This is a genomic window from Parasphingomonas caseinilytica (assembly GCF_036663755.1).
Classification (GTDB): Bacteria; Pseudomonadota; Alphaproteobacteria; order Sphingomonadales; family Sphingomonadaceae; genus Sphingomonas.
In genome coordinates this window covers 760227-783186 of record NZ_JAXOJL010000001.1, presented here as the reverse complement: position 1 = coordinate 783186, position 22960 = coordinate 760227, and the positions used below count along the sequence as shown (strand labels likewise).

The 22960-nt window shown below is 65.0% G+C and carries 22 protein-coding genes; 12 read left to right on the top strand and 10 right to left on the bottom strand.

Going from position 1 to position 22960, the window contains the following annotated elements; all coding sequences use genetic code 11:
• Positions 1-77 precede the first annotated feature (77 nt).
• Positions 78-1571, top strand: coding sequence for a replicative DNA helicase (locus tag U1738_RS03650; protein ID WP_332787654.1), 1494 nt, complete (start codon positions 78-80; stop codon positions 1569-1571).
• A gap of 16 nt (positions 1572-1587) precedes the next feature.
• Positions 1588-2970 carry an RNB domain-containing ribonuclease gene (locus tag U1738_RS03645; RefSeq protein WP_332787653.1) on the top strand — a complete coding sequence of 461 codons (1383 nt, stop codon included), beginning with the start codon at positions 1588-1590 and terminating at the stop codon, positions 2968-2970.
• Positions 2971-3100: 130 nt separating this feature from the next.
• On the opposite strand, the gene U1738_RS03640 is transcribed toward U1738_RS03645, so the two are convergent.
• From U1738_RS03640 to U1738_RS03600, 9 genes are all read right to left on the bottom strand, one after another.
• The gene (locus tag U1738_RS03640) at positions 3101-3856 is read right to left on the bottom strand and encodes a phosphoadenylyl-sulfate reductase (RefSeq protein ID WP_332787652.1); all 756 of its coding nucleotides are present in this window, start codon (positions 3854-3856) and stop codon (positions 3101-3103) included.
• A complete protein-coding gene (locus tag U1738_RS03635) occupies positions 3849-4274 on the bottom strand; it encodes a DUF934 domain-containing protein (RefSeq protein WP_332787651.1) in 426 nt (141 codons plus the stop codon). The genes U1738_RS03640 and U1738_RS03635 overlap by 8 nt, the downstream gene beginning before the upstream one ends.
• Positions 4267-5898, bottom strand: coding sequence for a nitrite/sulfite reductase (locus U1738_RS03630; RefSeq protein WP_332787650.1), 1632 nt, complete (start codon positions 5896-5898; stop codon positions 4267-4269). The genes U1738_RS03635 and U1738_RS03630 overlap by 8 nt, the downstream gene beginning before the upstream one ends.
• A gap of 101 nt (positions 5899-5999) precedes the next feature.
• Entirely contained in the window at positions 6000-6296 is a 297-nt protein-coding gene (locus tag U1738_RS03625) for a DUF2849 domain-containing protein (protein ID WP_332787649.1), read from the bottom strand.
• Positions 6293-7081: a uroporphyrinogen-III C-methyltransferase gene (gene cobA, locus U1738_RS03620; RefSeq protein WP_332787648.1), complete on the bottom strand. Its 789-nt coding sequence runs from the start codon at positions 7079-7081 to the stop codon at positions 6293-6295. The genes U1738_RS03625 and cobA overlap by 4 nt, the downstream gene beginning before the upstream one ends.
• Before the next feature lie 168 nt (positions 7082-7249).
• Complete coding sequence (locus U1738_RS03615) at positions 7250-10132, bottom strand: TonB-dependent receptor domain-containing protein (protein ID WP_332787647.1); 2883 nt, start codon at positions 10130-10132, stop codon at positions 7250-7252.
• A 131-nt stretch (positions 10133-10263) separates the two neighbouring features.
• Positions 10264-10905: a peptidylprolyl isomerase gene (locus U1738_RS03610; protein WP_332787646.1), complete on the bottom strand. Its 642-nt coding sequence runs from the start codon at positions 10903-10905 to the stop codon at positions 10264-10266.
• A 183-nt stretch (positions 10906-11088) separates the two neighbouring features.
• Positions 11089-12504 (bottom strand): succinylglutamate-semialdehyde dehydrogenase, encoded by a 1416-nt coding sequence (astD, locus tag U1738_RS03605; RefSeq protein WP_332787645.1) that lies wholly within the window; start codon positions 12502-12504, stop codon positions 11089-11091.
• A gap of 56 nt (positions 12505-12560) precedes the next feature.
• Positions 12561-13925, bottom strand: coding sequence for a protein adenylyltransferase SelO family protein (locus U1738_RS03600; RefSeq protein WP_332787644.1), 1365 nt, complete (start codon positions 13923-13925; stop codon positions 12561-12563).
• Between the two features lie 37 nt (positions 13926-13962).
• Between U1738_RS03600 and U1738_RS03595 the strand changes: the two genes are divergently transcribed.
• From U1738_RS03595 to U1738_RS03565, 7 genes are all read left to right on the top strand, one after another.
• Positions 13963-14823 carry an alpha/beta fold hydrolase gene (locus U1738_RS03595; RefSeq protein ID WP_332787643.1) on the top strand — a complete coding sequence of 287 codons (861 nt, stop codon included), beginning with the start codon at positions 13963-13965 and terminating at the stop codon, positions 14821-14823.
• Between the two features lie 90 nt (positions 14824-14913).
• Positions 14914-16029 (top strand): glycoside hydrolase family 130 protein, encoded by a 1116-nt coding sequence (locus U1738_RS03590; protein ID WP_332787642.1) that lies wholly within the window; start codon positions 14914-14916, stop codon positions 16027-16029.
• Between the two features lie 106 nt (positions 16030-16135).
• On the top strand, positions 16136-16315 hold the full coding sequence (locus U1738_RS03585) for a CsbD family protein (protein ID WP_332787641.1): 180 nt from the start codon (positions 16136-16138) through the stop codon (positions 16313-16315).
• 93 nt (positions 16316-16408) lie between these two features.
• Positions 16409-17545: a glycosyltransferase family 4 protein gene (locus U1738_RS03580; RefSeq protein WP_332787640.1), complete on the top strand. Its 1137-nt coding sequence runs from the start codon at positions 16409-16411 to the stop codon at positions 17543-17545.
• Positions 17546-17611: 66 nt separating this feature from the next.
• On the top strand, positions 17612-19015 hold the full coding sequence (locus U1738_RS03575) for an NAD(P)H-dependent flavin oxidoreductase (RefSeq protein ID WP_332787639.1): 1404 nt from the start codon (positions 17612-17614) through the stop codon (positions 19013-19015).
• A 204-nt stretch (positions 19016-19219) separates the two neighbouring features.
• Entirely contained in the window at positions 19220-19753 is a 534-nt protein-coding gene (locus U1738_RS03570; protein WP_332787638.1) for a superoxide dismutase family protein, read from the top strand.
• Positions 19754-20016: 263 nt separating this feature from the next.
• Positions 20017-20754, top strand: coding sequence for a Bax inhibitor-1/YccA family protein (locus U1738_RS03565; RefSeq protein ID WP_332787637.1), 738 nt, complete (start codon positions 20017-20019; stop codon positions 20752-20754).
• A 15-nt stretch (positions 20755-20769) separates the two neighbouring features.
• Here U1738_RS03565 and U1738_RS03560 read toward each other — a convergent pair whose 3' ends face one another.
• Positions 20770-20976, bottom strand: a complete 207-nt coding sequence (locus tag U1738_RS03560; RefSeq protein WP_332787636.1) for a hypothetical protein — start codon at positions 20974-20976, stop codon at positions 20770-20772.
• On the opposite strand from U1738_RS03560, the gene U1738_RS03555 reads away from it, so the two are divergent.
• The 3 genes from U1738_RS03555 to U1738_RS03545 all read left to right on the top strand — a co-directional run bounded on the left by U1738_RS03555 (position 20975) and on the right by U1738_RS03545 (position 22950).
• Complete coding sequence (locus tag U1738_RS03555) at positions 20975-21754, top strand: transglutaminase-like domain-containing protein (protein ID WP_332787635.1); 780 nt, start codon at positions 20975-20977, stop codon at positions 21752-21754. The genes U1738_RS03560 and U1738_RS03555 overlap by 2 nt on opposite strands.
• A gap of 79 nt (positions 21755-21833) precedes the next feature.
• Positions 21834-22130: a hypothetical protein gene (locus tag U1738_RS03550; protein ID WP_332787634.1), complete on the top strand. Its 297-nt coding sequence runs from the start codon at positions 21834-21836 to the stop codon at positions 22128-22130.
• A gap of 280 nt (positions 22131-22410) precedes the next feature.
• Positions 22411-22950 (top strand): hypothetical protein, encoded by a 540-nt coding sequence (locus U1738_RS03545; protein WP_443024450.1) that lies wholly within the window; start codon positions 22411-22413, stop codon positions 22948-22950.
• Positions 22951-22960 lie beyond the last annotated feature (10 nt).

Sequence of the window (22960 nt, the reverse complement as noted above, 5' to 3'; positions counted from 1 at the left end):
TCATCCGTCCCCGCAATCCACATGCTGTTCGGCGCAAAGCGGGTTGAGAGATAAGGCGGGGGGGCTATGAGCGGGCGATGGCCACCATCATTCCCATCCAGCCCGTCCCCGAATCGACCAGCCTGCCACAGAATGTGGAGGCGGAGGCGGCGATGCTGGGGGCGATGATGATCGACAACCGGCTGGCCGACGATCTGATCGACAAGCTGGAGCCGGAGCATTTCTTCGAGCCGCTGCACGGCCGTATCTTCGGTGCGATCAAGACCGCGCGTGCCGCCGACATGCTGGCGACGCCGGTGACGCTGCGCCCGATGTTCGAGAGCGATGCGGGCATGAAGGAGGTCGGCGGGCCGGCCTATCTCGCGCAATTGACCGGCAGTGGCGCAGGCCTGATCGGCGCGCGGCAGTTCGCGCAGCAGATCTACGATCTGGCGATGCTGCGGACGCTGGTGACGGTGGGGCGCGGGCTGGTCGAGCGGGCGATGGATACCTCGGAGGAGGTCAATCCGCGCGCGCAGATCGAGGCGGCGGAAGAGGAATTGTTCAAGGTCGCGGCCGATGGCGGCACCGAAAGCGCGGTCAAGACCTTCGCGCAGGCGACGACGATGGCGGTGAAGATGGCGCAGCGCGCGCTGAATTCCGGCGGGCATCTGTCGGGCATCACCACCGGCCTGGACAGCGTCAATTCCAAGATCGGCGGCATGCACAATTCCGATCTGATGATCCTCGCCGGTCGTCCGGGCATGGGCAAGACGTCGCTCGCTACCAACATCGCGTTCAACGCCGCGCAGCGCTACATGCGCGACCGCGCCGACGGGATGGAGCATGCCGCGTCGATGGGCGCGAAGGTGGCGTTCTTCAGCCTGGAAATGTCCGCCGACCAGTTGGCGACGCGTATTCTGGCGGAGCAGGCGCGGATCAGTTCCGAGGCGCTGCGCATGGGCAAGATCAGCCGGCAGGAGTTCAACCAGCTCGCCGCCGCCGCCGCCGATCTCGAGAATCTGCCGCTGTTCATCGACGATACGGCCGGCTTGACGATCGGCGGGTTGCATACGCGCATGCGGCGCTTGCAGCGGCGGCATAACAATGAGATCGGGCTGGTGATCATCGATTACCTCCAGCTGCTGACCGGATCGGCCAAGGCATCGAGCGACGGACGCGTGCAGGAAATCTCCGAGATTTCGCGCGGGTTGAAGACTTTGGCCAAGGACATGAACGTGCCGGTGATGGCGCTGTCGCAGCTCAGCCGTCAGGTGGAAAGCCGCGAGGACAAGCGCCCGCAGCTGTCGGATTTGCGTGAATCGGGATCGATCGAGCAGGACGCGGATATCGTGATGTTCGTGTTTCGCGAGGATTATTACGTTGCGGCGAAGGAGCCGAAACGCCCGACCGAGGGCGACAACGCCAAGATCTTCGAGGATCATGCGCAATGGGCGACCGACATGGAGCGCGTGTTCGGGCTGGCCGAACTGATCATCGCGAAACAGCGTCACGGTGCGACGGGCAAGGTGATGTTGAAGTTCGAGCCGAGCGTGACGCGGTTCTCGGATCTGGTCGGCGAAGGATATTGATCGCGGGCGTCCGGTCTTGAAGACGCTCAACGATCCGGATCTGGTGCTGACGCCGGGGCTGGCGGCGATCCGGGCGCAGTTCGCGGTGCCCGTGGGGTTTCCGCCGGAGGTGCTGGCTGCGGCGGACGTGGCGGCGAAGCGCGCGCCGACCGCGCATGTCGATCGCACCGCGATGCCGTTCGTCACGCTCGATCCGGCGAGTTCGACCGACCTCGACCAGGCGTTCGCGATCGAGCGCAGCGGGGCAGACCTGCTGCTCCATTATGCGATCGCCGATGTGGCGTGGTTCGTCGACGACGGTGGGGCGATCGACGTGGAGGCGTGGAAGCGCGGCACGACCTTGTATCTGCCCGATGGCAAGGCCGGGCTGTATCCGCCGGTGCTGGCGGAAGGCGCGGCGAGCCTGTTGCCGGATGGGCCGCGCCCGGCGGTGGTGTTCGCGGTGCGGGTGGCGCCGGATGGTGCGGTGGCGCTGGACGGGGTGGAGCGCGCGGTGATCCGCAGCCGGGCGAAGCTGGCCTATGACAGCGTGCGGGATAGCGATTTGCCGGCGGATTTCGCGGATCTGTCGACGCGAATCACCGATGCCGAGGCGCGGCGCGGGGCGAGCCGGGTCGATCCGCCGCAGCAGGAGGTGGAGGGGACCGGCGACGGCCGCTTCCGGCTGGCGTTCGCGCCCCGGCTGGAATCGGAGGATCGCAATGCGGCGCTATCGCTGGCGACGAACCTGGCGGTCGCGGCGGCGTTGCAGGCGCATCATACCGGGCTGTTCCGCGTGATGGCCGGGCCGGACGAGCGGGCGGTGCAACGCCTGCGGCAGATCGCGGCGGGACTGGGGCTGGACTGGCCGGCGGCCACGTCGCTCGCCGCGTTCGAGCCGACGCTGAACGGCGCGGATCCGGCGCAGGCCGCGTTCATGATCGCGCTGCGCCGGGCGGGGAGTGGCGCGTCCTATGTGCCGTATCGCGAGGGTGTGGTGCCGTGGCATGCGGCGATGGCAGCGACCTATGCGCATGCGACCGCGCCGCTCAGGCGGCTGGCGGATCGCTATGTCGTGCAGGCGGCGTTGGCGATCGCGAATGGCAAGGCGGTGCCGGATGTCGTCGCGCAGGCATTCGAGACGCTGCCGCCGGTGATGGCGCGCGCCGATGCGATCGGCGGGCGGATCGATCGCGCGGCGGTCGATCTGGCGGAGGCGGTGATGCTGCACGGGCGCGAAGGCGAGGTGTTCGCGGCGACGATCGTCGATGCGGACGATCGCGGGGCGCATATCCAGTTGCGCGATCTGGCGGTGGTAGCGAGCGTGAAGACGAGCGGGCGGCCTGGGGATGCGGTGTCCGTGCGGCTGGTGGCGGCGGATGTGGAGGCGCGGACTTTGAGTTTTGTTATCGCGGACTGAACACCAAGCTACCGTTCGCCCTGAGCCTGTCGAAGGGCGTGTTCCAGGCGGAGGCCGGTGTCCGGGGCACGTGCTTCGACAGGCTCAGCACGAACGGGGTTATTGGCGTTCGACCTCGCTGGCGTGATTCCTAGAAAACCGGTTCCTCGCCCGGCTTCTCGGCCACGTGGATCCCGCACTCGACCTTTTCCCAGCCGCGCCAGCGACCGGCGCGGGGGTCTTCGCCGGGTTGCACCTTGGAGGTGCAGGGCGCGCAGCCGATCGAGGGATAACCTTCGGCCTCCAGCGGGTGGCGCGGGAGGTTGTGCGCCGCGAAATAGGCGTTCAGGCGATCCTTGTCCCAATCGGCCAGCGGGTTGAGTTTCAGCCGGCCTTCGTCTTCCTCGAAGCGCGGCATCGCCAGGCGGGTGCCGGCCTGGAAGCCCTTGCGGCCGGAAATCCACGCATCGAAGGGCGCAAGCGCGCGGCGCAGCGGTTCGACCTTGCGTAGGTCGCAGCAGCCGTCGGGATCGTAGTTCCAGCGCAGGCCGGTGCCGTCCTTGGCGGCGAGGATGCGCGGATCCGGGCGGAACACGCGCAACTCGGTGAAGCCCAGGCGTTCGGACAGTTCGTCGCGATATTGCAGGGTTTCGCCGAAGATCTTCTGCGTGTTGATGAAGATGACCGGCACGTCCTTGTCGATCTCGGCGATGATGTGCAGCAGCACCGCGCTCTCCGCACCGAACGACGAGACCGCGGCGACGCGATTCTTCAGTTCGCCGGTGAGCAGTTCGGCGAGCATGTCCTGCGTGCCCACGCCGGCGAAGCGCGCGTTCATTTCAGCCGCATCGACTTTGGTGAAGGGCGTGACGTGGATCGTATCGAGACGGCGGGCGGCTTCAGCCATGACGTTTCTTCCACACCGGCACGATTCCGTCGGCGGCTTTTTGGTAAAAGTCCTCGTAGCGCGACAGGCTGGCTTCCGCGGTGGCGGCGTCGATCTCCGCCTCGGGTGCGAAGCTGTCGAAGCCGCAGCGGCGCATCGGCAGCAATTGATCGACCAGCACGTCGCCCTGCGCGCGCAGTTCACCGGTATAGCCGGCCTCGCGCAGGATGCGTGCGGCGCTGTAGCCGCGGCCGTCGCGGAAGCTGGGGAAGCTGACCTCGACCAAGGCGATCTGTTCGAGATGCGGGATCAGCGCACGGGCATCGTCGCCGGCCTCGATCCGGACTGCGGTGGCGTTGGTCTGGCCGAGGAACGCATCCATCGTGACGGCAGGTTCGTCGTGCGGTTGATCATCACGATATCGCAGCAGATCACCCATAGATCGCCTCCTTGAACGGGGCCATGCCGACGCGGCGATAGGTGTCGATGAAGCGTTCGCCGGTTTCGCGGACGACGAGATATTTGTCGGTCACGCGCTCGATCGCATCGACCACGCCGTCCTCATCGAAGCCGGGGCCGGTGATCTTGCCGAGGCTGACATCCTCCGCGCCCGATCCGCCGAGCAGCAATTGGTAGTTTTCGGTGCCCTTCTTGTCGACGCCGAGGATGCCGATATGACCGGCGTGATGATGGCCGCAGGCGTTGATGCAGCCGCTGATCTTGAGCTTCAACTCACCGATCTCGCGCTGCTTCGCGGGGTCGGCGTAGCGCTCGGTGATTTTCTGCGCGAGCGGGATCGAACGGGCATTGGCGAGGCTGCAATAATCGAGGCCGGGGCAGGCGATGATGTCGCTGATCAGATCGAGGTTGGCGGGAGCGAGACCGGCGGCGTCGAGCTGTTGCCATATCGCGTGAAGATCGGCGCTGCGGACATGCGGCAGGACGATGTTCTGCGCATGCGTGATGCGCAGTTCGTCGAAGCTGTAGCGCTCGGCCAGATCGGCCATCAGATCGATCTGTGCGGAACTTGCGTCGCCGGGGATGCCGCCGGTCGGCTTCAGGCTGATATTGACGATGCGGTAGCCGGGCTGCTTGTGCGGCTTGACGTTCTGATCGAGCCAGAGCGCGAAATCGGGGTCGCTGCGATCGGGCTGCGCGCCGTCGTCCGCCGCGAAGGCGGGATCGGCGAACATCTTGGCGATGCGATCGAACTCGGCTTTGGGTGGATCGAGACCGAGCGATTTGACGTGGGCGAATTCCTCCTCGACCTGCGCGCGGTACGAATCCGCGCCGATCTCGTGGATCAGGATCTTGATCCGCGCCTTGTAGATATTGTCGCGCCGGCCGTAGCGATTGTAGACGCGCAGGCATGCCTCGACATAGCTGAGCAGATCGTCGGCGGTGACGAAGTCCTTGATTTCGGGCGCGATCATCGGCGTGCGGCCCATACCGCCACCGACGAAGATCTTGCCACCCAGCACGCCGTCCCGCTTTACAAGCTGGATGCCGATATCGTGCAGGCGCATCGCCGCGCGATCCTCGTCCGCGCCGATGACGCAGATCTTGAACTTGCGTGGCAGGTAGCTGAATTCGGGGTGGAAGGTGCTCCACTGGCGCAGCAACTCGGCCCAGATGCGCGGATCGGCGACCTCGTCCGCGGCGGCACCGGCATATTGATCGGAGCTGATGTTGCGGATGCAGTTTCCGGATGTCTGGATCGCATGCATCTCGACCGTGGCGAGATCGGCGAGGATGTCCGGCGCGTCTTCCAGCTTGATCCAATTATATTGCAGGTTCTGGCGCGTGGTGAAGTGGCCGTAATCGCGATCGTATTTGCGCGCGATGTGCGCGAGCATGCGCATCTGGCGGCTGTCGAGCGTGCCATAGGGGATGGCGACGCGCAGCATGTACGCGTGCAATTGCAGGTACAGACCGTTCATCAGGCGTAGCGGTTTGAACTGATCCTCGGTGATCTGCCCGGCGAGGCGGCGCTTCACCTGATCGCGGAATTCGGCGACGCGATCGTCGACGATCTGCTGGTCGTATTGGTCGTATTTATACATGGCTTACCTCGTCATCCCAGCGCAGGCTGGGATCTCAAGCAATGGAGCGCGCGGTTGCGGCACGAGACCCCAGCCTTCGCTGGGGTGACGGAAGAGGAGGTTCATATCACCCAACTTCCCGCGCTCGGGTCGGCGGGCTTCAGCGTCAGGTCTGGTCGCACGGTCGGACCCAGCGCTCGAATGCGGTCCTTGATGTGGGCGGGGCGGGGGCCGTCTTCGGTGCGGGTCGCGTCGATGACGTAGGGGCCGGTGACGTGTTGCACGCTTTCCTCGGCGCGGCCGATCGCCTCGCCCTTGTCGGCGACGTCGGTCGCATCCTCGACATGGCGGGACCAGCCATTGCCGGTCCACCAGATCACATCACCCGAGGGCAGGTCGTTGCCGGTGAGGAGTTTCATGCCGCCGCCTCCGCAATGCGTGCCCAGCGGGCGAGCTTGTCTTCGGCGTCGCTGAGATCCACCACCTCGCCTACGACGATGATCGCGGGGGAGGCCACGCGTTCGCGCGCCACCATCGGGCCGAGATCGGCGAGCAACGTCTTGATCGCACGGTGGCCCTTCAACGTGCCTTTTTCCAGTACGGCGACCGGCATGTCGGGCGCGACGCCATCGGCGATCAGCTTGTCGGCGATGTCGGTTGCGGTGGCGACGCCCATATAGATGACGAGCGTGCGGCCCTGCCCGGCGAGACCGGACCAGTCCTGTTCGGTCAGGCCCTTGCACTGGCCGGCTACGAAGCTGACCACGCTGCTATGGTCGCGGTGGGTGAGCGGCAACATCGCCTCGGCTGCGCAACCCAAAGCAGCGGAGACGCCGGGGATGACTTCCACGGCCAGGCCGGCGGCGCGCACCGCCTCGACCTCCTCGCCGCCGCGCCCGAAGATGAACGGATCGCCGCCCTTCAGACGCACGACGATCGACCCGGTCTTTACATGCGCGACGATCAACGCATTGATCGCCTCCTGCGGCAGGGTGTGGCGCGCGCGCTGTTTGGCGACGGAAATGCGTTGCGCGGAGGCGGGGGCGATCTCCAGCACGCGGGGATCGATCAGGCCGTCATGCACAACGATATCGGCTTGGGCGAGCGCCTCGACCGCGCGGACGGTGAGCAGTCCGGGGTCGCCCGGCCCGGCCCCGACGAGGATGACGCGCCCGCGGGCGGTGGGATCGAGAAGATTGGCCATCGCTGTCAGATGGCCGCCCGCGCGGGCTCACGCAACCGAAGCTTGCTTTGGCGGGGGGTAGGGAAACTTTTGCGGGGGCGGGCGGAAAAGGAAACGCCGGCGATGGGAGGCCCATCGCCGGCGTCGATCCTGCAAGGCTCGGGCGCGTACGACGCCCAAGGGCCGAGACTACATCTTGTACGACAGCCGGACATACCCGAACTGGCCAGGGACGTCATAGGTCGTCGGATCGAAGTTCGGACCGGTGCAGCTGAAGCAGGCCGGCGGATCCTGATTGAACACGTTGTTGACGCCGAACGTCAGCGACGTGCGGTGATCGAGCCAGCCCGGCGAATAGATGATCTGCGCATCACCATAGAAGGTCGATTTCAGCTTCTTGCCGTCCGCCTCGTACACCGGATCGATATAGCGGCCGGTGAAGGATGCGGCGACGTCGCCCAGGCTCCAGTCGATCGTCGCATTGCCCTTGAACTTGGGATAGGATTGGTCGGGGAAGCCGCGGGTCAGGCCGCGATAGTCGGTGGTGCTCGTGCCGGTCGCGGCCGGGAACGTCTCGCTATATTTCAGCAGCAGATTGCCGTTGGCCGACAGGCCGAACGTGCCGACGCCGGTGCGCGGCGTGCGATAATTGACGGTAAGATCGATGCCGCGGGTGCGGATGCCGCCGATATTCTGCAACTGGGCGTTGATGCGCGAGATCAGTCCGCTTGGCGTGCGGGTGATCGCGGCGCAGCTGAGTGCGTCGCCGGTGAGAGCGCAGCGGCTGAGCGTCAGCTGTGCGGCAATCGGGGCGATCGCGTTCTCGACCTTGATGTCGTAATAATTGCCTTCGATGCTGAACGCGCTGGCGAACCCGCTGCTGCGTGCCCAGGACGGCGAATAGACCGCGCCGAACAACAGGGTACGCGACGTTTCCGGGCGCAGCGCGCTGTTACCGCCTGTCAACACGCCGAGCTGGCCGCCGGTCGGTTCCTGATAGCTGCCGTTGGCCGGCACGCCGTTCGCGGTGCAATTCGCCCGGACGGTGGCCGAGGTCTGGTAAGGCGAGCCGGCGACGTTGGTGCACGGATCGTTGATCGGAGCATCCGACCGCGATTGCGCGCCGAACAATTCGCCGATGCTGGGGGCACGGAAACCCTGCGCATAGGAACCGCGCAACAGGAGGTCCGCGACCGGCTTCCACAGGCCGCTGCCGGTGTAGGTCGTGTTGCTGCCGCTGGTCGAATAGTTCGAATGGCGCACCGCACCGTCGAGTTCGAGCATCTGGAAGAACGGCTTGTCCTTCAACAGCGGCACGCGCAACTCGGCATAGGCCTCGTCGGAATTGTAGTGGCCGTTGGCCGGCTGGGCCGGGATGTCGGCACCCAGGCCGGCGGCGATGATCGGATCCGGCGTGAACGAACCGAACTGTACGCGGTGTTCGTACCCGACCGCGATGCCGACCGGGCCGGCGGGCAGATCGAACAGCTCGCCGCTGATGTTGGCGGTGTAATCCTCAAGGCTTTGCGAACTCTTGGCGCGTTCGTCGAAGGCGACGAAGGCGAGCATCGCCGGGGTGATCGAGCCGACGCCGCCGAAGATGTTGAACGGCACGCAGGCGCCGGTGCAATTGGCCACCGGGCCGAGCGCCTGGGCGAGTTTGGCGGCGTTTATGTTGCCGGTGAACAGCTGCTTGGCGTCGTTGAAGCCAAGTACGGCGTTGGCGTCCCAATAGAATTTATGGTCGCCGACCATGAACGAGCCGTCCAGCGTGGCGGTGGCCGACATAGTATCGACGGTCTGCGAATAGGTGCGCTGCCCGGCCTCGACCAGACGACGGCGCACGGTGGAATAATTGGCCGGGGGATTGCCCGCGCCGCCCGCCGACAGGGTGACGCCGAACGGGTTGAACGGGTTGGTCGCGTCGATCGAGATCGTGTCGAGCAGATTGCCGTTGCCCGCATCCGGGCCGATGAACAGCGGCAGGAACGCGGCCTGGTTCTGCGAATTGCGCCGGTTGTAGTTCAGCTTCACGCGCAGGTTGACGTTTGAGGAGAGCTCCTGCTTGGCGCTGACGAAGAAGCCGTAGCGCTCCGACGGCGTGAGGAAATAGTTGAGCGGTGCGAAGTTGAAACGATCCGCCGTAGTGAAGGCGCGGAAATCGCTGTTCGGGCCGGTCGGGTTGAGCGGATCGTAGCGCGGACGGCCGGTGAGTACCGGGGCCTTCACGGTCAGCGTCGGCATGCCGAGCACGGAGATGAAGCCGTTCGGGGTCGCGCTGCTGCACCCGCCGATCGCGTCGGTGCAACTCGTCTGGCCGGGATTGGGGAATTGCGAGATGGCGCGATTGCTGGTGCGCACCGCTTCCTGCTTCACATAGCTGCCGCCGAACACGACGCTCGTGGTCGGTGTCTGAATGCCGTAGCTGGCGCTGTAATCCTGCGTATGGCCATCACCCTGGCGGAAGGTGCCGAATTGCGCCGAGGCCTGAAGCCCCTTTTGCTGCGCCCTGGTGATGATGTTGACGACGCCGGCCAATGCATCCGAACCGTAAAGCGGCGACTGGCCCGATTGCAGCACTTCGATCCGTTCGATCGAGGCGGCGGAAATGGTGTTGAGATCGACCGTGGAGGGAATGCCGCTGGCCGACGTGCCGTTGACGTAGCGCAGGCCATCGACCAGCACGAGCGTGCGCTTGGCGGCGAGATAGCGCAGGTCGATTTCGGCCGAGCCGGCACCGACCCCGCCGCCGTCTGGCGGATTGCCGATGTTGCCGCTGTTGTTGACCTTGCTGTTCAGGCCGCCGCTGGCGCTGGGGAGGCGCTGCAGCACGTCTGCGATGGCGGACAGGCCGGTGCGGGCGAGCGATGCCTGATCGACGATGACGACCGGGCTGGCCTCGTTCAGCGGATCGCGGCGGATGCGCGAGCCGGTGACGATGATTTCCTGCCCCGGATCCTCGGCCGCGGCGACCGCCGGTGTCTCGACCGATTGCGCGAATGCGGCACCGGTATCGAACAGCAGCAGCGCCGGCAGCATCGCGCCACAGTGCAGCATGGTCTTGAACGTCATCCCTGATCCCCTTGTAACTCCGGAGATCAGGCTGACCGGACTTCTTGCCGGTTTCAATCGCTGATGCGCGCGCGCAGCGGTGACGTTACGATATTGTTACGACCTGTTGCTGCGACGCAACATGTTCGGGGTCAGGATGGCTTCTTTCGATCGATCAGCCACGGCTTGACGAGGCCGGTCGGCTTGCTCGGGCCGTCGAGGCGTTTGGCGCTGAGGATGCGGATCGGCTTCATCAGCATCTGGCCGCCCATGCCGCCGCCGGTCGCGCCGTCATGGATGCGCTTCACCACGGCCATGCCGCTGACGACATGACCGAAGGCGGCGTAACCGGGGAAGTCGCCTTTTGCGTCGAAGCTGGGCAGCGCCCCCAGGGTGATGAAGAAATTGCCGCCGGCGGAATTGGGTTCGGTGCGGCGCGCCATGCTGATTGTGCCGTCGGTGTGGTGGATGCCGGTGCGATCGGTGCGTTCGTGCGCGAAGGGCGGCAGGATGCGGCGCGCGTCGGTACGGATGCCGCCCTGGATGAAGCCGTATTGCGTGGCGTTCTTCGTCTTGGCGGAACGATAGATCACCGCGCCGTCGAAGCGGCCGTCGTCCACATAAGCGAGGAAGTTCTTCGTGGTTTCGGGCGCGCGGCGGGTTTCGAGCGCGAGGGTGATCGGGCCTTCCGACGTGACGATCTGCACTCGGACGAGGCCGGAGGCTGGCTTCTTTTGTGCGATAGCGGGGGTGGCGAGCGTCAGGGCGGCGAGGGCGAGGGGGATCAAGCGCATCGGGATGAGCTAGGGTTTGGGGCCGGGGATCGCAACCTTCCACCTTTGATGACCTCCACTGTCGTCACCCCAGCGAAGGCTGGGGTCTCGTGGCAATCGGCGCGCGAGAACCGCTTGAGATCCCGGCCTTCGCCGGGATGACGATTGTGGTGGGAGTGGGGGGGCAGGCGGTTGGGCGGGCGTTCAGCCGTCGCGCAGGCCGATGCCGATGCTGGCCCGCGCCTGATCCGCTTCGTTGCTCACCACCGGATAGGCGCAATAATCGGCGGCGTAATAGGCGCTGGGCCGGTGGTTGCCGGACCAGCCGATGCCGCCGAACGGCGCGCCGGAAGAGGCGCCGTTGGTGGGCTTGTTCCAGTTGACGATGCCGGCGCGGGCATTGGCCCAGAAGCGGTCGTACAGCTCCGGGTTCTGGCTGAGCAGCGACGCCGACAGGCCGTAGCGCGTGTTGTTGGCCTCGGCGATGGCGTCGTCGAAAGTGGTCGCGCGGATCACCTGCAAGACGGGGCCGAACAGTTCGATGTCCGGCCGGTCGTTCATGTCGGTGGTGTCGATCAGGCCGGGGGTGAGGAACGGGCGGTCGGCGATCGGGCGTTCGGGATGGCGGATCGGGCGGCCGCCGCGCATCATCAGTTCGATAAAGCTCTCGGTCAGCAGATCGGCGGATTCGTTGTCGATCACGCAGCCCATGAAGGGTGCGGGCGTGGCGTGCGGTTCATCTACGATCAGCTTGCCGCAGAGCTTCACGACCTGTTCTACCACCTGATCGTACACGCGCGTGTCGACGATCAGGCGGCGCGCGGCGGTGCAGCGTTGCCCGGCGGTGGTGAAGGCGCTCTGCACGATGAGCGCGGCGGTCGAGTGGATATCGGGCGATTCCCACACGATGATCGGGTTGTTGCCGCCCATCTCGAGCGCGAGGATCTTCTCCGGCTTGGTCGCAAACGCGCGGTTGAGCGCGATGCCGGTGCGGGCGGAGCCGGTGAACAGCAGGCCGTCGATCCCGTCAAGCGCGGCCAGCGCCTTGCCCTCGTCGGGGCCGCCGATGACGACGCGGATGCACCCCTCCGGAATGCCGGCGGCGTGGAAGCATTCGACCAGGAACGCGCCGGTCGCCGGGGTCTTTTCAGACGGCTTGAACACCACCGCATTGCCCGCGAGCAAAGCTGGGACGATGTGGCCGTTGGGCAGATGCGCCGGGAAATTGTACGGCCCGAGCACCGCGAGCACGCCGTGCGGCTTGTGGCGCAGCGCCATGCGGCTGCCCATCGGGGAATCGAGCCGGCGCTGCGCGGTGCGTTCGGCGTAGGCCTTTACCGAGATATCGACCTTGGCGATGACGCTCTCGACCTCGGTGCGCGCTTCCCAGACCGGCTTGCCGGTCTCGCGGGCGATCAGGTCGCTGAACGCGTCCATGCGCTGGCGCACGACGTTGCCGAAGCGGCGCAGCGCCTCGATCCGGTAGGCGAGCGGTTGCGCGGCCCAGCTGGCCCAACTGGCGCGGGCGCGGGCGACCTCCGCATCGACATCGCCGATCGCGCCGCGCCACAGGATCGCGCCGGTCGCCGGTTCGTGGGAGATGATTTCGAAAGCGGACATGGATGGTGTTTGCCTTAGATTTTCGGGGGGGTCTATCCTCCCCGGAACGAGGAGGATCAGGTGAGCGCTTCGCCCATCTCCCGGATCTTAGCGACCTTGGTGTAGAGCGGGGTCCAGTCGTCGCGCTCGTCGATCGCGGACCAGATCGTCTCGACCTCGTCGATCAGCATCGAGCAGGGTTCGCCTTGCCAATAGGGATGCGCGCGGTCCTTGCGCGGAGCGTAGGTGGCGAGCAGGGCGCGGGCTTCGGCAAAGGCCGGGCCGTAGCTGTCGGGAATACCCCTAGCGAAACAATCGTGGAAGAAGCGGTCGATGCCGACGGCCTGTTCGCGCAACGCCGGTTCGATCGCCTGCACCAGCACGCGATCGTCCGCCGGGGTCTTCGGCGCGAAGCCGAGCCGCCACAGGATCGCAGCGGAAACGGCGGGCTGATAAAGTTCGCCGAACGTCTCCAGCACATCGATGAGCGGTTGCGCTTCGCTGACCGTGCGCAGCGAGACGGCGAGTTGCATGACGTCCCAGTGGATCGCCTCGGGCTGGCGGCCGAAGGCGTAGAGGCCCTGATGGTCGAAATAGGCGGCGGTGAAGGCCGGGTCCCAGGTCGGGTTGAAGCGCCAGGGCCCGTAATCGAAGCTTTCGCCGGTGACGTTGATATTGTCGCTGTTGAGCACGCCGTGGACGAAGCCGGCGGCCATGTAGCTGGCGGCGAGTGTCGCGGTGCGTTGGACGACGTGGGCGAGCAGGCGTTGCGGGGCATCGTCGCCTGCCTCCTCGCCATAAAAATTGCTTAGGACATAGGCGATCAGGCGGGTCATGTTCTCGGCATCGCGCTGATAGGCGAGGCGCTGGAACGTGCCGATACGGATATGGCCGTGGCTGAGCCGGACCAACACCGCCGAGCGCGTGGGGGAGGGCTCGTCGCCCCGTGTGAGCGCCTCGCCGGTCTCGATCAGCGAAAAGGTGCGCGAGGTTTCGACACCCAGTGCCTCGAGCATTTCGGTGGCGAGGATTTCGCGCATGCCTCCCTTGAGCGTCAGACGGCCATCGCCGGAGCGGCTCCACGGCGTTGGGCCGGTGCCCTTGGTGCCGAGGTCCATCAGGCGGTTCCGGTCATCGCGGAGTTGCGCGAAGAGGAAGCCGCGGCCGTCGCCGATGTCCGGGTTATACACGCGGAACTGGTGGCCGTTATAGCGCAGCGCCAGCGGCAGTTCGAGACTGCCGGGGAGCGGGGTGAAGCGGCCGAAATGAGCGAGCCATTCGTCGTCGCTCAGCGTCTCCAGACCGACCTGAGCCGCGGCAGACCCGTTGCGGAAGCGGAGGATCGTTTCGGGGAAGTCCGCCGCGCGGACGGGATCGTAAAATGCTCCTCCGAGATCGAGGATGCGGGCTTCGGGTCGATATGCTTGCGGGGAAGGGGCCATGCGGCGATATGGTGGCTTGCAACCACGGGACGCAAGCATGGCCGCCTATGAGAACAAATATTGGTGGTCGCGCGACGAGGTGCGCCTGCATTACCGCGATTATTCGGGGCCATCGGACAAGCCGCCGATCCTGTGCCTCCCCGGCCTGACCCGCAACGCTCGTGATTTTTCCGAGGTGGCGGAACGGCTGGCCGGCGACTGGCGGGTGATCGCGATCAATCTGCGCGGGCGTGGCGAGAGCGGGTACGCCAAGGATCCGATGTCCTATGTGCCGTTGACCTATGTACAGGATGTCGAGAAATTGCTCGGCGAACTGGGCGTCGATTCCTATGTCGCGTTCGGCACGTCGCTGGGCGGGATCGTGTCCATGTTGCTGTCGGGTACGGCGCGCGAACGGCTGGCGGGCGTGCTGCTCAACGATGTCGGGCCGGAAATTGAGACGGCCGGCCTCAGCCGCATCCGATCCTATGTCGGCAAATCGAACACCTGGCCGACCTGGATGCACGCCGCGCGGGCGGTGATGGAAGCGAATGGCGACGTCTATCCGGGCTACGATATCGAGGATTGGCTGGCGATGGCCAAGCGGCTGTACCGCCTGAATTCGGCGGGTCGGATCGTGCTGGATTACGACATGAAGATCGCCGAGCCGTTCCGTGTTCCGGGCAACGAAGCGGGCCCCGATATGTGGCGTGCGCTGGACGGGTTGAAGGGCGTGCCGACATTGGTGGTGCGTGGTGGCCGATCCGACGTGCTCGGCGCGAAGACGGCGGCGCGGATGGTGGCGGAACTGCCCGGCGCGGAACTGGTGACGGTGGCGGACGTGGGCCACACGCCGACGCTAAGCGAGCCGGAGGTGGCGGCGGCGATCGATCGTTTGTTGGCGCGGGTTACGGTCTAAAGCCGTTGTCCCGAAGGGAAGGGACCAACAGCGGGGAACCGACGGCCGACGTGAGCCGTCTCCTTGCCAGCATCAGGAACGGATAACCGCATGGCCTTCGCCTTCGATCGACTTGTGTTCACGCCCGCGGACGTCGATCTGTCGCGCTCGCCGCTGGCCGGAAAATTGGGGGTCGAGACTTATGTTCTGGGCGCGTTCAATCCGGGGATGACGCGGCTGGCGAACGGCAATCTGCTGCTGATGGTGCGCGTGGCGGAGGCGTTGCGGCATCCGATCCATGATGGGCATGTGCATGCGATCCGCTGGACCAAAGACGGTTATGCGATCGATCCCTGGCCGCTCGACCTGGTCGATACCGCCGACCCGCGGACCTTCGCGATGCGCGGCGGCGGGTGGAAGGTGATCGCGCTGACCTCGCTGTCGTGGTTGCTGCCGGTCGAACTGTCCGCCGACGGGCGTGCAGTGGTGGCGGTGCATTACGACCGGGCGATCGAACCGCGTGCGTCATACCAATGCTACGGCGTGGAAGATGCCCGGATCAGCAAGGTCGGCGAGCGATATCTGATGACGACCTGTTCGGTCGGGCCGGAACGGCAATGTGCGACGCTGTATTCGTCGGACGACGCGCTGGACTGGACGCTGGAGGGGATCGTGCTCGATCACCAGAACAAGGACATGCTGATCTTCGAAGGGCTGATCGGCGGCAAATATTTCGCGCAGACGCGGCCGTTGGGCGACCTGTATTTCGCCTATCCGCCGGGCAGCGAGTGGCGTGCGGGGCCGTCGATCAACCTCGCGAGTTCGCCCGACGCCTTGCATTGGAAGCCCTACGACAAGCCCGGAATCCGCCCGCATGCCGCGACGATGGCGACGGCGCGGATGGGCGGCGGCGCACCGCCGGTGCTGACCGATGCGGGCTGGCTGAGCTTGTGGCACGGCGTGGAGCCGTCGGGCGTGGTCGGCATCTATCGCACCTATTGGTCGATCCTCGACCGCGACGATCCGAGCAAGGTGGTGCGCACCAGCCATGAGGCGTTGCTGGAACCAGCACCGGCGCTGACCGACCCGATCAGGGATCTGATGTACCTCGATAACGTGGTGTTCACGACCGGCATCGCCGATGGCGGCGATCATTGGGTGGTGGCCAGCGGCGAGGCCGATCTGGCGTGCCGCGTTACGTGGGTGGACAAGGGTGCGTTAGCCTAAGACCACATGAAAAAACCTTCATGCATGCGTGCTTCTCGGAACCGATTTCCTCGCTCCGGGTTGAGCGGTGCGACGACCATGAGGCTGTCGCTACAGGAGATTTATCATGGGTGAATTCACCGACAAGCTCGACGCCGCCGGCAACAAGATCGCCGGCAAGGCCAAGGAACTCTTCGGCGATGCGACCGACAACGCGGAGCTGGAAGCCGAAGGCAAGGCGCAGCAGCTCAAGGGCAGCGCGCAGGAGTTGAAGGGCGACGTGAAGGGCAAGATCAACGATCTCTGATCGTCGTTCCAAACTCTAACGAAGAGGCCGTCCCGGATATGTCCGGGGCGGCTTTTTTGTGTCCGGCGCGATTTCTCGCTAGGTCGCTTCGCCATGGCCCAGCCCGTCAACATCCTACACCTGCATTCGACCTTCAATCTGGGCGGGAAGGAGGCGCGTGCGGTGCGCCTGATGAACGCGTTCGGCGATCGCGCGCGGCACACGATCGTGTCCGGCATGCCCGACCAGTTGAGCGCGCGCGATGCGATCGCCACCGGCATCCGGTACGAAATCGCGCAGGATCCGCCGCCGCTCACCGGGCGGCCCTCGGTGGCAAGGTTCGAGGCGATTGCGCGGTACATGCGGCGCTTCGATCTGGTGCTGACGTACAATTGGGGCGCGGTCGACGGGGTGATGGCGAAGCGCGTGTTCGGCAAGAACACGCCGCCGCTGGTGCATCATGAAGACGGATTCAATTCCGACGAGGCGACGGGCCTGAAGCGCGAGCGCAATTATTATCGCCGCTTCGCCTTGTCCGCCGCGCATGCGCTGGCGGTGCCGTCCGAAGTGCTGCATCGCATCGCGCTGGATGTGTGGAAGCAGCCCGAGGCGCGGGTGCATCGCATCGTCAATGGCATCGCCACGCAATCCTATGCGGGCAAGTGTGACCCAAAGGCCATTCCGGGCTTCAGGCGCAAGCCGGGCGAAATCGTCGTCGGCACGCTGGCCGGACTGCGCGACGTGAAGGACCTGCCGATGCTGGTCCGTGCGGTGGGCGGCTGTTCGTCGCGCATTCGGCTGGTGATCGTGGGCGAGGGGCCGGAGCGCGAGCGGATCGCGGATACGGCGGAGAATATGGGCATTGCCGACAAGGTGCTGCTGCCCGGCTTCCTGCGCGATCCGCACACGTTCGTCGGGCTGTTCGACATCATGGCGATGTCGTCCAAGAGCGAGCAATTCCCGATCTCGGTGATCGAGGGGATGGCGGCGGGGCTGCCGATCGTGGCCCCGGCGGTGGGCGACGTGCCGTATATGGTAGCACCTGAAAATGCCGATTATATTCCGCGCCTGAAAGGCGAAGTGCCGCTGCGCGATGCGATGGAGAAACTGGCGCGCGACGCCACGCTCAGGGCGAGCATCGGTGCAGCCAACCGCGCCAAGGCGGTGGCCGAATATGACGAGAATATCATGATCGCCCGCTATGCGCAGCTATACGAAGCTGCAATGGGGCGCCCGGGTTGCCTTCTTTGAGTCGCAATTCGCTCGCGCGACGGCATCCTTAAGCTATATCGAACGTATATTGATGCGGAGAATTTGGTGTTCAAAGGTCTGAAGCCCATCGTCTATAACGGCCGCGAGGTCTGGCCGATCGTCGAGGGCGGCAAGGGCGTCGCCGCGACCAATCATGCCTCGGCCGGGGCGTGGGCAGCGGCGGGCGGCATCGGCACGGTCTCCGCGGTCAATGCCGACAGCTACGATCCCGAGGGCAAGATCATCCCGCAAGTCTACAAGGCGCTGACCCGGCGCGAGCGGCATGAAGAGCTGGTCGAATACGCGATCGAAGGCGCGGTCCAGCAGGTGAAGAAGGCGTTCGAGATTGCCGGTGGCAAGGGTGCCGTCAACATCAACGTGTTGTGGGAAATGGGCGGGGCGCAGCGCATCCTGCACGGCGTGCTGGAGCGGACCAAGGGCATGGTCGCCGGCGTGACGTGTGGTGCCGGCATGCCGTACAAATTGAGCGAGATCGCGGCGCAGTACAACGTCCAGTATCTGCCGATCGTGAGTTCGGGCCGGGCGTTCCGGGCGTTGTGGAAGCGCGCTTATTCGAAGGTTTCGCACCTGCTGGGCGCGGTGGTCTATGAGGATCCCTGGCTGGCTGGCGGGCATAACGGCCTGTCCAATGCGGAAGACCCGTTGAAGCCGCAGGATCCCTATCCGCGCGTCAAGGAACTGCGCGACGTGATGCGCGAAGGCGGCATTTCCGACGACGTGCCGATCGTGATGGCCGGCGGTGTTTGGTATCTGCGCGATTGGGATAATTGGATCGAGAATCCGGAGCTCGGCGCGATCGCATTCCAGTTCGGTACGCGTCCGCTGTTGACGCGGGAAAGCCCGATCCCCGAGGGGTGGAAGAACAAGCTCATGGAGATCGAGCCGGGCGAGGTGCTGTTGCACCGGTTCAGCCCGACCGGTTTTTATTCCAGCGCGGTGAAGAACCCCTTCCTGCGCCAACTCGAAACCCGGTCCGAGCGGCAGATCGCATTTTCGACGCAGGAAGCGGGCGACCATGTGTTCCAGCTCGACGTGGGCGTGAAGGGCAAGAATTTCTGGGTGACGCGCAACGATCTGCTGCGCGCCCGCCAATGGTATGGCGAGGGCCATACCGATGCGCTGAAGACTCCGGACAATACGTTGGTGTTCGTGTCGCCCGAGGAGAAGGGCGTCATCCGCAAGGATCAGGCGGATTGCATGGGCTGTCTCAGCCAATGTTCTTTTTCGTCCTGGGCGGACAGCGAGACCAATTCGACCGGGCGCCTGGCCGATCCGCGCAGCTTCTGCATCCAGAAGACGTTGCAGGACATCGCGCATGGCGGGCCGATCGACGAGAATTTGATGTTCGCGGGCCACGGCGCGTATAATTTCAAAAAGGATCCGTTCTATTCGAATGGCTTCGTGCCGACGGTGAAGCAGTTGGTCGATCGGATCCTGACGGGGGATTGAGGCGGCTTCGGTGCACCATGTGCGCCGTCATCCTGAACTTGTTTCAGGATCCATCGTGCCTCACTGATGATCGCTCATGAGGCGCGATGGATCCTGACCTTCATCAGGATGACGGGAAGTGGGTGGGCGACAATCGTCTCGCCGGAACCGTTACGTGAGCGTATGTGTTCGCTCGGCAAGATCCATTCCCCTGGGAGACACGACATGCGCATCGCGATCATCGGCACCGTAGCATTTCTCGCACTCGGCGTGTCGGCCTGTAAGGACGACATGAAGGTCGGCGCACCTGTTGCGGGTGGCGCGCGGGCGACGACGGTGCTGCATACGGCAACGGGTGCCGATGCCGGCACGGCGAGCGCGAGCGAGGTGGCTGGCGGCCTGCGCTTCACGATCGACGTCAAGGGCCTGCCGGCGGGAACGCATGGCGCGCATGTGCACATGACGGGGCGCTGCGATGCCCCGGATTTCGCCACCGCGGGCGGGCATTGGAACCCGACCGGTATGAAGCACGGCACGATGAACCCGCAGGGGCCGCATGAGGGCGACCTGCCCAATCTGATCGTCGGCACCGATGGGCGGGGCACGATCGGCATCACCGTGCCGGGCGCGACCTTGGCCGGATTGCTCGATGCGGACGGGTCGGCTTTGGTGGTTCATGCCGGGCCGGACGATCTGATGACGGATCCTTCGGGGAACAGCGGCGGGCGGATCGCTTGCGGGGTATTCGTTGCGGGGTAAATCGTCCTCACCAAACCCCGCCTGTGCTGAGCTTGTCGAAGCACTGCCTTATTCTTTGCGCAGCGCAGAAAGGGCAGTGCTTCGACAGGCTCAGCACGGACGGGAATGGGGGTCTGGGACGTGACTGAACCGCGCAAGATGACCGCCATTCTGTAACGAAATGTTGCTGGGGCCGGATCGGGCCAAATCGCTTGAAATACGCGCCCTGAGCGCCGATATTCGAACGTATCCGGCATAAGGCCGGGCAAAGGAGTTTTTTCGCAATGGCTAACTGGTCTGACCCACGGTCGAGCGGCGCGACGTTCGCGACGGCGACGGGTGCGCGTACGGAAGCGTACGACGCGGGCCTTCGGTCTTACATGCTGTCGGTCTACAATTACATGACGTCGGGCATCCTGCTCACCGGCATCGTGGCGTTGCTGTTCGCCAGTTCGGGCTATGCCGCGCAGGTGTTCACCAGCGGCGGCATCCTGAAATATGTGATCATGCTGGCGCCGTTGGGTTTCGTGTTCGGGATGAGCTTCGGCCAGAACCGCATGGCGTTCAGCACGCTTCAGGCGATGTTCTGGGGTTTCGCGGTAGTGATGGGCCTGTCGCTGTCGACGGTGTTCCTGCAGTATAGCGGCACCTCGGTCGCGCAGGCGTTCTTCGCGACTGCGGCCTCGTTCGGTGCACTCTCGCTGTACGGCTACACCACGAAGCGCGATCTGTCGGCGTTCGGCACGTTTCTGATCATGGGCCTGGTCGGCCTGATCGTTGCCAGCCTGCTCAACCTGTTCTTCCAGTCGAGCGTGATGGCGCTGGTGATCAGCATCGTCGGCGTGCTGCTGTTCGCGGGCCTCACCGCCTACGACACGCAGCGCACCAAGAGCATGTACGCCTATGTCGCCGGCACGGCCGACGAGGGCCGCACGGTCATCATGTCGGCGCTGTCGCTGTACCTCGACTTCATCAACATGTTCCTGTTCATCCTGCGTTTGTTCGGTTCCAGCCGGAACTAAGCCGCGTAAGGATCGCTACAGCGAAGGCCCGGCGGGGAAACCTGCCGGGCCTTTTTCGTTCTTACTACCGCCGTCACTCGCCTCTACCGTCATCCTGACGAAGATCAGGATCCATTTCGCCGCATGAACGATCGCCCGTGCGGTGCGATGGATCCTGACCTTCGTCAGGATGATGGTATTTGAGAAACGACCACGCCCCTCTCCAACACCGGGAAAATACATGCGCCTGTCGATCGCCGTCGTCCTTGATTACTGGATTCCCGACCATGCCGAGATCCTGTTGCAGGTGGAGGCGGCGGCGATGGTCGATCAGCGGCTCGAACATCAGGACATGCGCGTGTTCAGCGCGCATCCGATCCGCGCCGTGCCGGGCGAGGACGCGATCGGGCAGCGCACCTGGGCGCAGGCCGAGGGGCATTTCCGCGTCGAATATAATGCGGTGGTGAAGATCGATCACGCGAGCATCGATCTGGCGGAGCTGCCCGATACGCCGATGGCGGAACTGCCGGGCGATGCGGTGCCGTATCTGATGCCCAGCCGATATTGCGAATCCGATCGGTTCGAGGGTTTCGTCAAGGCCGAGTTCGGCGATCTGCGCGGCGGCGCGCTGGCCATGGCGATCGGTGCCTGGGTGCAGGCGAACATGACCTATGCGTCGGGGTCAAGCGCGGGCGAGACGACCGCGCTGATGACCTTTGCCGACCGGCGCGGCGTGTGCCGGGATTACGCGCATCTGGTGGTGTCGCTGGCGCGGGCCGGCGGCATTCCGGCGCGCTGCGTCGCGGCCTATGCGCCCGGCGTCAGCCCGCCGGATTTCCACGCGGTGGCGGAGGTGTGGCTCGACGGCGGCTGGCACCTGATCGACGCGACGGGGATGGCGGCGTGCGGTGATCTGGCGCGCGTCGCGGTGGGGCGCGATGCGACCGACATCGCCTTCATGACGGTGTTCGGCACCGCCTTCATGAACAGCCAGACGGTGAAGGTGGAATTGCTGGATTGAGGACTGGGCGCACCCAAGCGGGGAACGCCTTCCGCGTCGGTTCGTTCTTGGAAACATAACAGCAATAAGAGGATGGGCCATGACCGATACAATCGACCAGAAGGCGCTCGACACCCTGTCGGTAGCGCCGCCCGATCCCGATGATGGCAAGGGCCATATTCACGATCCGCGCCAGGATGCGGGCCAGGACAAATCCATCGCCGAGCGGCTTGAGCGCGATCCGCAGAACAGCGAAGCGAGGCTCGATGCCGGACTGGACGAATCGATGGACGCATCCGATCCGCCAGCCTCGACCCAGCCTGTCCACAATCATGCGGCGCCGGAATCGTCCGGGTTCGACGCGGACGCGGAGGCGAAGATCCAGGCCGACCGATAATACTCTGCTAGCTGCAACGTAATCCGAAGCCCGTCCCGATCAGGGGCGGGCTTTTTTCGTTAGGCCTGTATGTTGCGGAACTGTCGCACTTTCACTGCACTTTTGATGCTCGCGCTTCCATTCGTCGCAACGCTTGTTGCACCGCACAACGATCTGTGATGCCTTGGGCTCACGACACGAAATGTCGTTAAGGGTGGTGTTAACTATCCAGGCGCATGATCGGTCGGGTTAAAGACTCGGTTCCACGATAGCGGGGTGGGGTGACGATATGGCTTCCAGAATGAAACAGGCCAATGGGGCGATGACCCTGGCCGAAATGAAGGAATTCGCGAGCTTTCCGGCGGCGACACAGCGTTACGTGCGGCGCTCGCTCGACATCGGGCTGGATCGCGACGACGCGATGCTGCTCTGGTCGCGCGACGTGGTCGAGGCGGCGAGCATCCGGGCACAGGCGCGGCTGTACGAACGCCTGCCCGACATTCGCGCGATGGTGCCCGACGATAGCGGACTCGACGCGGTGGAGCCGTTCCTCGCGCCGCTGATGACCGTGACGGCGTTCGACCTGGGGCAGGGGCGGCTGACGACGTTTTCGGCCTATCGGTTTCTGTACGAGCGGCTGATCGGCGCGGATGTGCGTCCGTGGTTGCCGGCGGCTTTCTGTTCCTCGGCGGCGCTGCCGCATCTCCATCCCGATCTGCGGCGCAAATTGCTGCAGTCGATCAGCGAAGCGGCGGCGACGGCCTCGGGCTGGTCGAACCGCGCGCCGGCGTTCTTCCCGAAATGGGTGGAGAAGGTCGAGACGGCCGCGCTGCCGCATTGATTCCCCTTAA

Bases quoted from the DNA above. Each gene is read 5' to 3' on its own strand.
- U1738_RS03650 (WP_332787654.1), top strand. From the start codon at position 78: ATGGCCACCATCATTCCCATCCAGCCCGTCCCCGAATCGACCAGCCTG.
- U1738_RS03640 (WP_332787652.1), bottom strand. From the start codon at position 3,856: ATGGCTGAAGCCGCCCGCCGTCTCGATACGATCCACGTCACGCCCTTC.
- U1738_RS03635 (WP_332787651.1), bottom strand. From the start codon at position 4,274: ATGGGTGATCTGCTGCGATATCGTGATGATCAACCGCACGACGAACCT.
- U1738_RS03630 (WP_332787650.1), bottom strand. From the start codon at position 5,898: ATGTATAAATACGACCAATACGACCAGCAGATCGTCGACGATCGCGTC.
- U1738_RS03625 (WP_332787649.1), bottom strand. From the start codon at position 6,296: ATGAAACTCCTCACCGGCAACGACCTGCCCTCGGGTGATGTGATCTGG.
- cobA (WP_332787648.1), bottom strand. From the start codon at position 7,081: ATGGCCAATCTTCTCGATCCCACCGCCCGCGGGCGCGTCATCCTCGTC.
- U1738_RS03615 (WP_332787647.1), bottom strand. From the start codon at position 10,132: ATGACGTTCAAGACCATGCTGCACTGTGGCGCGATGCTGCCGGCGCTG.
- U1738_RS03610 (WP_332787646.1), bottom strand. From the start codon at position 10,905: ATGCGCTTGATCCCCCTCGCCCTCGCCGCCCTGACGCTCGCCACCCCC.
- astD (WP_332787645.1), bottom strand. From the start codon at position 12,504: ATGTCCGCTTTCGAAATCATCTCCCACGAACCGGCGACCGGCGCGATC.
- U1738_RS03600 (WP_332787644.1), bottom strand. From the start codon at position 13,925: ATGGCCCCTTCCCCGCAAGCATATCGACCCGAAGCCCGCATCCTCGAT.
- U1738_RS03595 (WP_332787643.1), top strand. From the start codon at position 13,963: ATGGCCGCCTATGAGAACAAATATTGGTGGTCGCGCGACGAGGTGCGC.
- U1738_RS03590 (WP_332787642.1), top strand. From the start codon at position 14,914: ATGGCCTTCGCCTTCGATCGACTTGTGTTCACGCCCGCGGACGTCGAT.
- U1738_RS03585 (WP_332787641.1), top strand. From the start codon at position 16,136: ATGGGTGAATTCACCGACAAGCTCGACGCCGCCGGCAACAAGATCGCC.
- U1738_RS03580 (WP_332787640.1), top strand. From the start codon at position 16,409: ATGGCCCAGCCCGTCAACATCCTACACCTGCATTCGACCTTCAATCTG.
- U1738_RS03570 (WP_332787638.1), top strand. From the start codon at position 19,220: ATGCGCATCGCGATCATCGGCACCGTAGCATTTCTCGCACTCGGCGTG.
- U1738_RS03565 (WP_332787637.1), top strand. From the start codon at position 20,017: ATGGCTAACTGGTCTGACCCACGGTCGAGCGGCGCGACGTTCGCGACG.
- U1738_RS03555 (WP_332787635.1), top strand. From the start codon at position 20,975: ATGCGCCTGTCGATCGCCGTCGTCCTTGATTACTGGATTCCCGACCAT.
- U1738_RS03560 (WP_332787636.1), bottom strand. From the start codon at position 20,976: ATGTATTTTCCCGGTGTTGGAGAGGGGCGTGGTCGTTTCTCAAATACC.
- U1738_RS03550 (WP_332787634.1), top strand. From the start codon at position 21,834: ATGACCGATACAATCGACCAGAAGGCGCTCGACACCCTGTCGGTAGCG.
- U1738_RS03545 (WP_443024450.1), top strand. From the start codon at position 22,411: ATGAAACAGGCCAATGGGGCGATGACCCTGGCCGAAATGAAGGAATTC.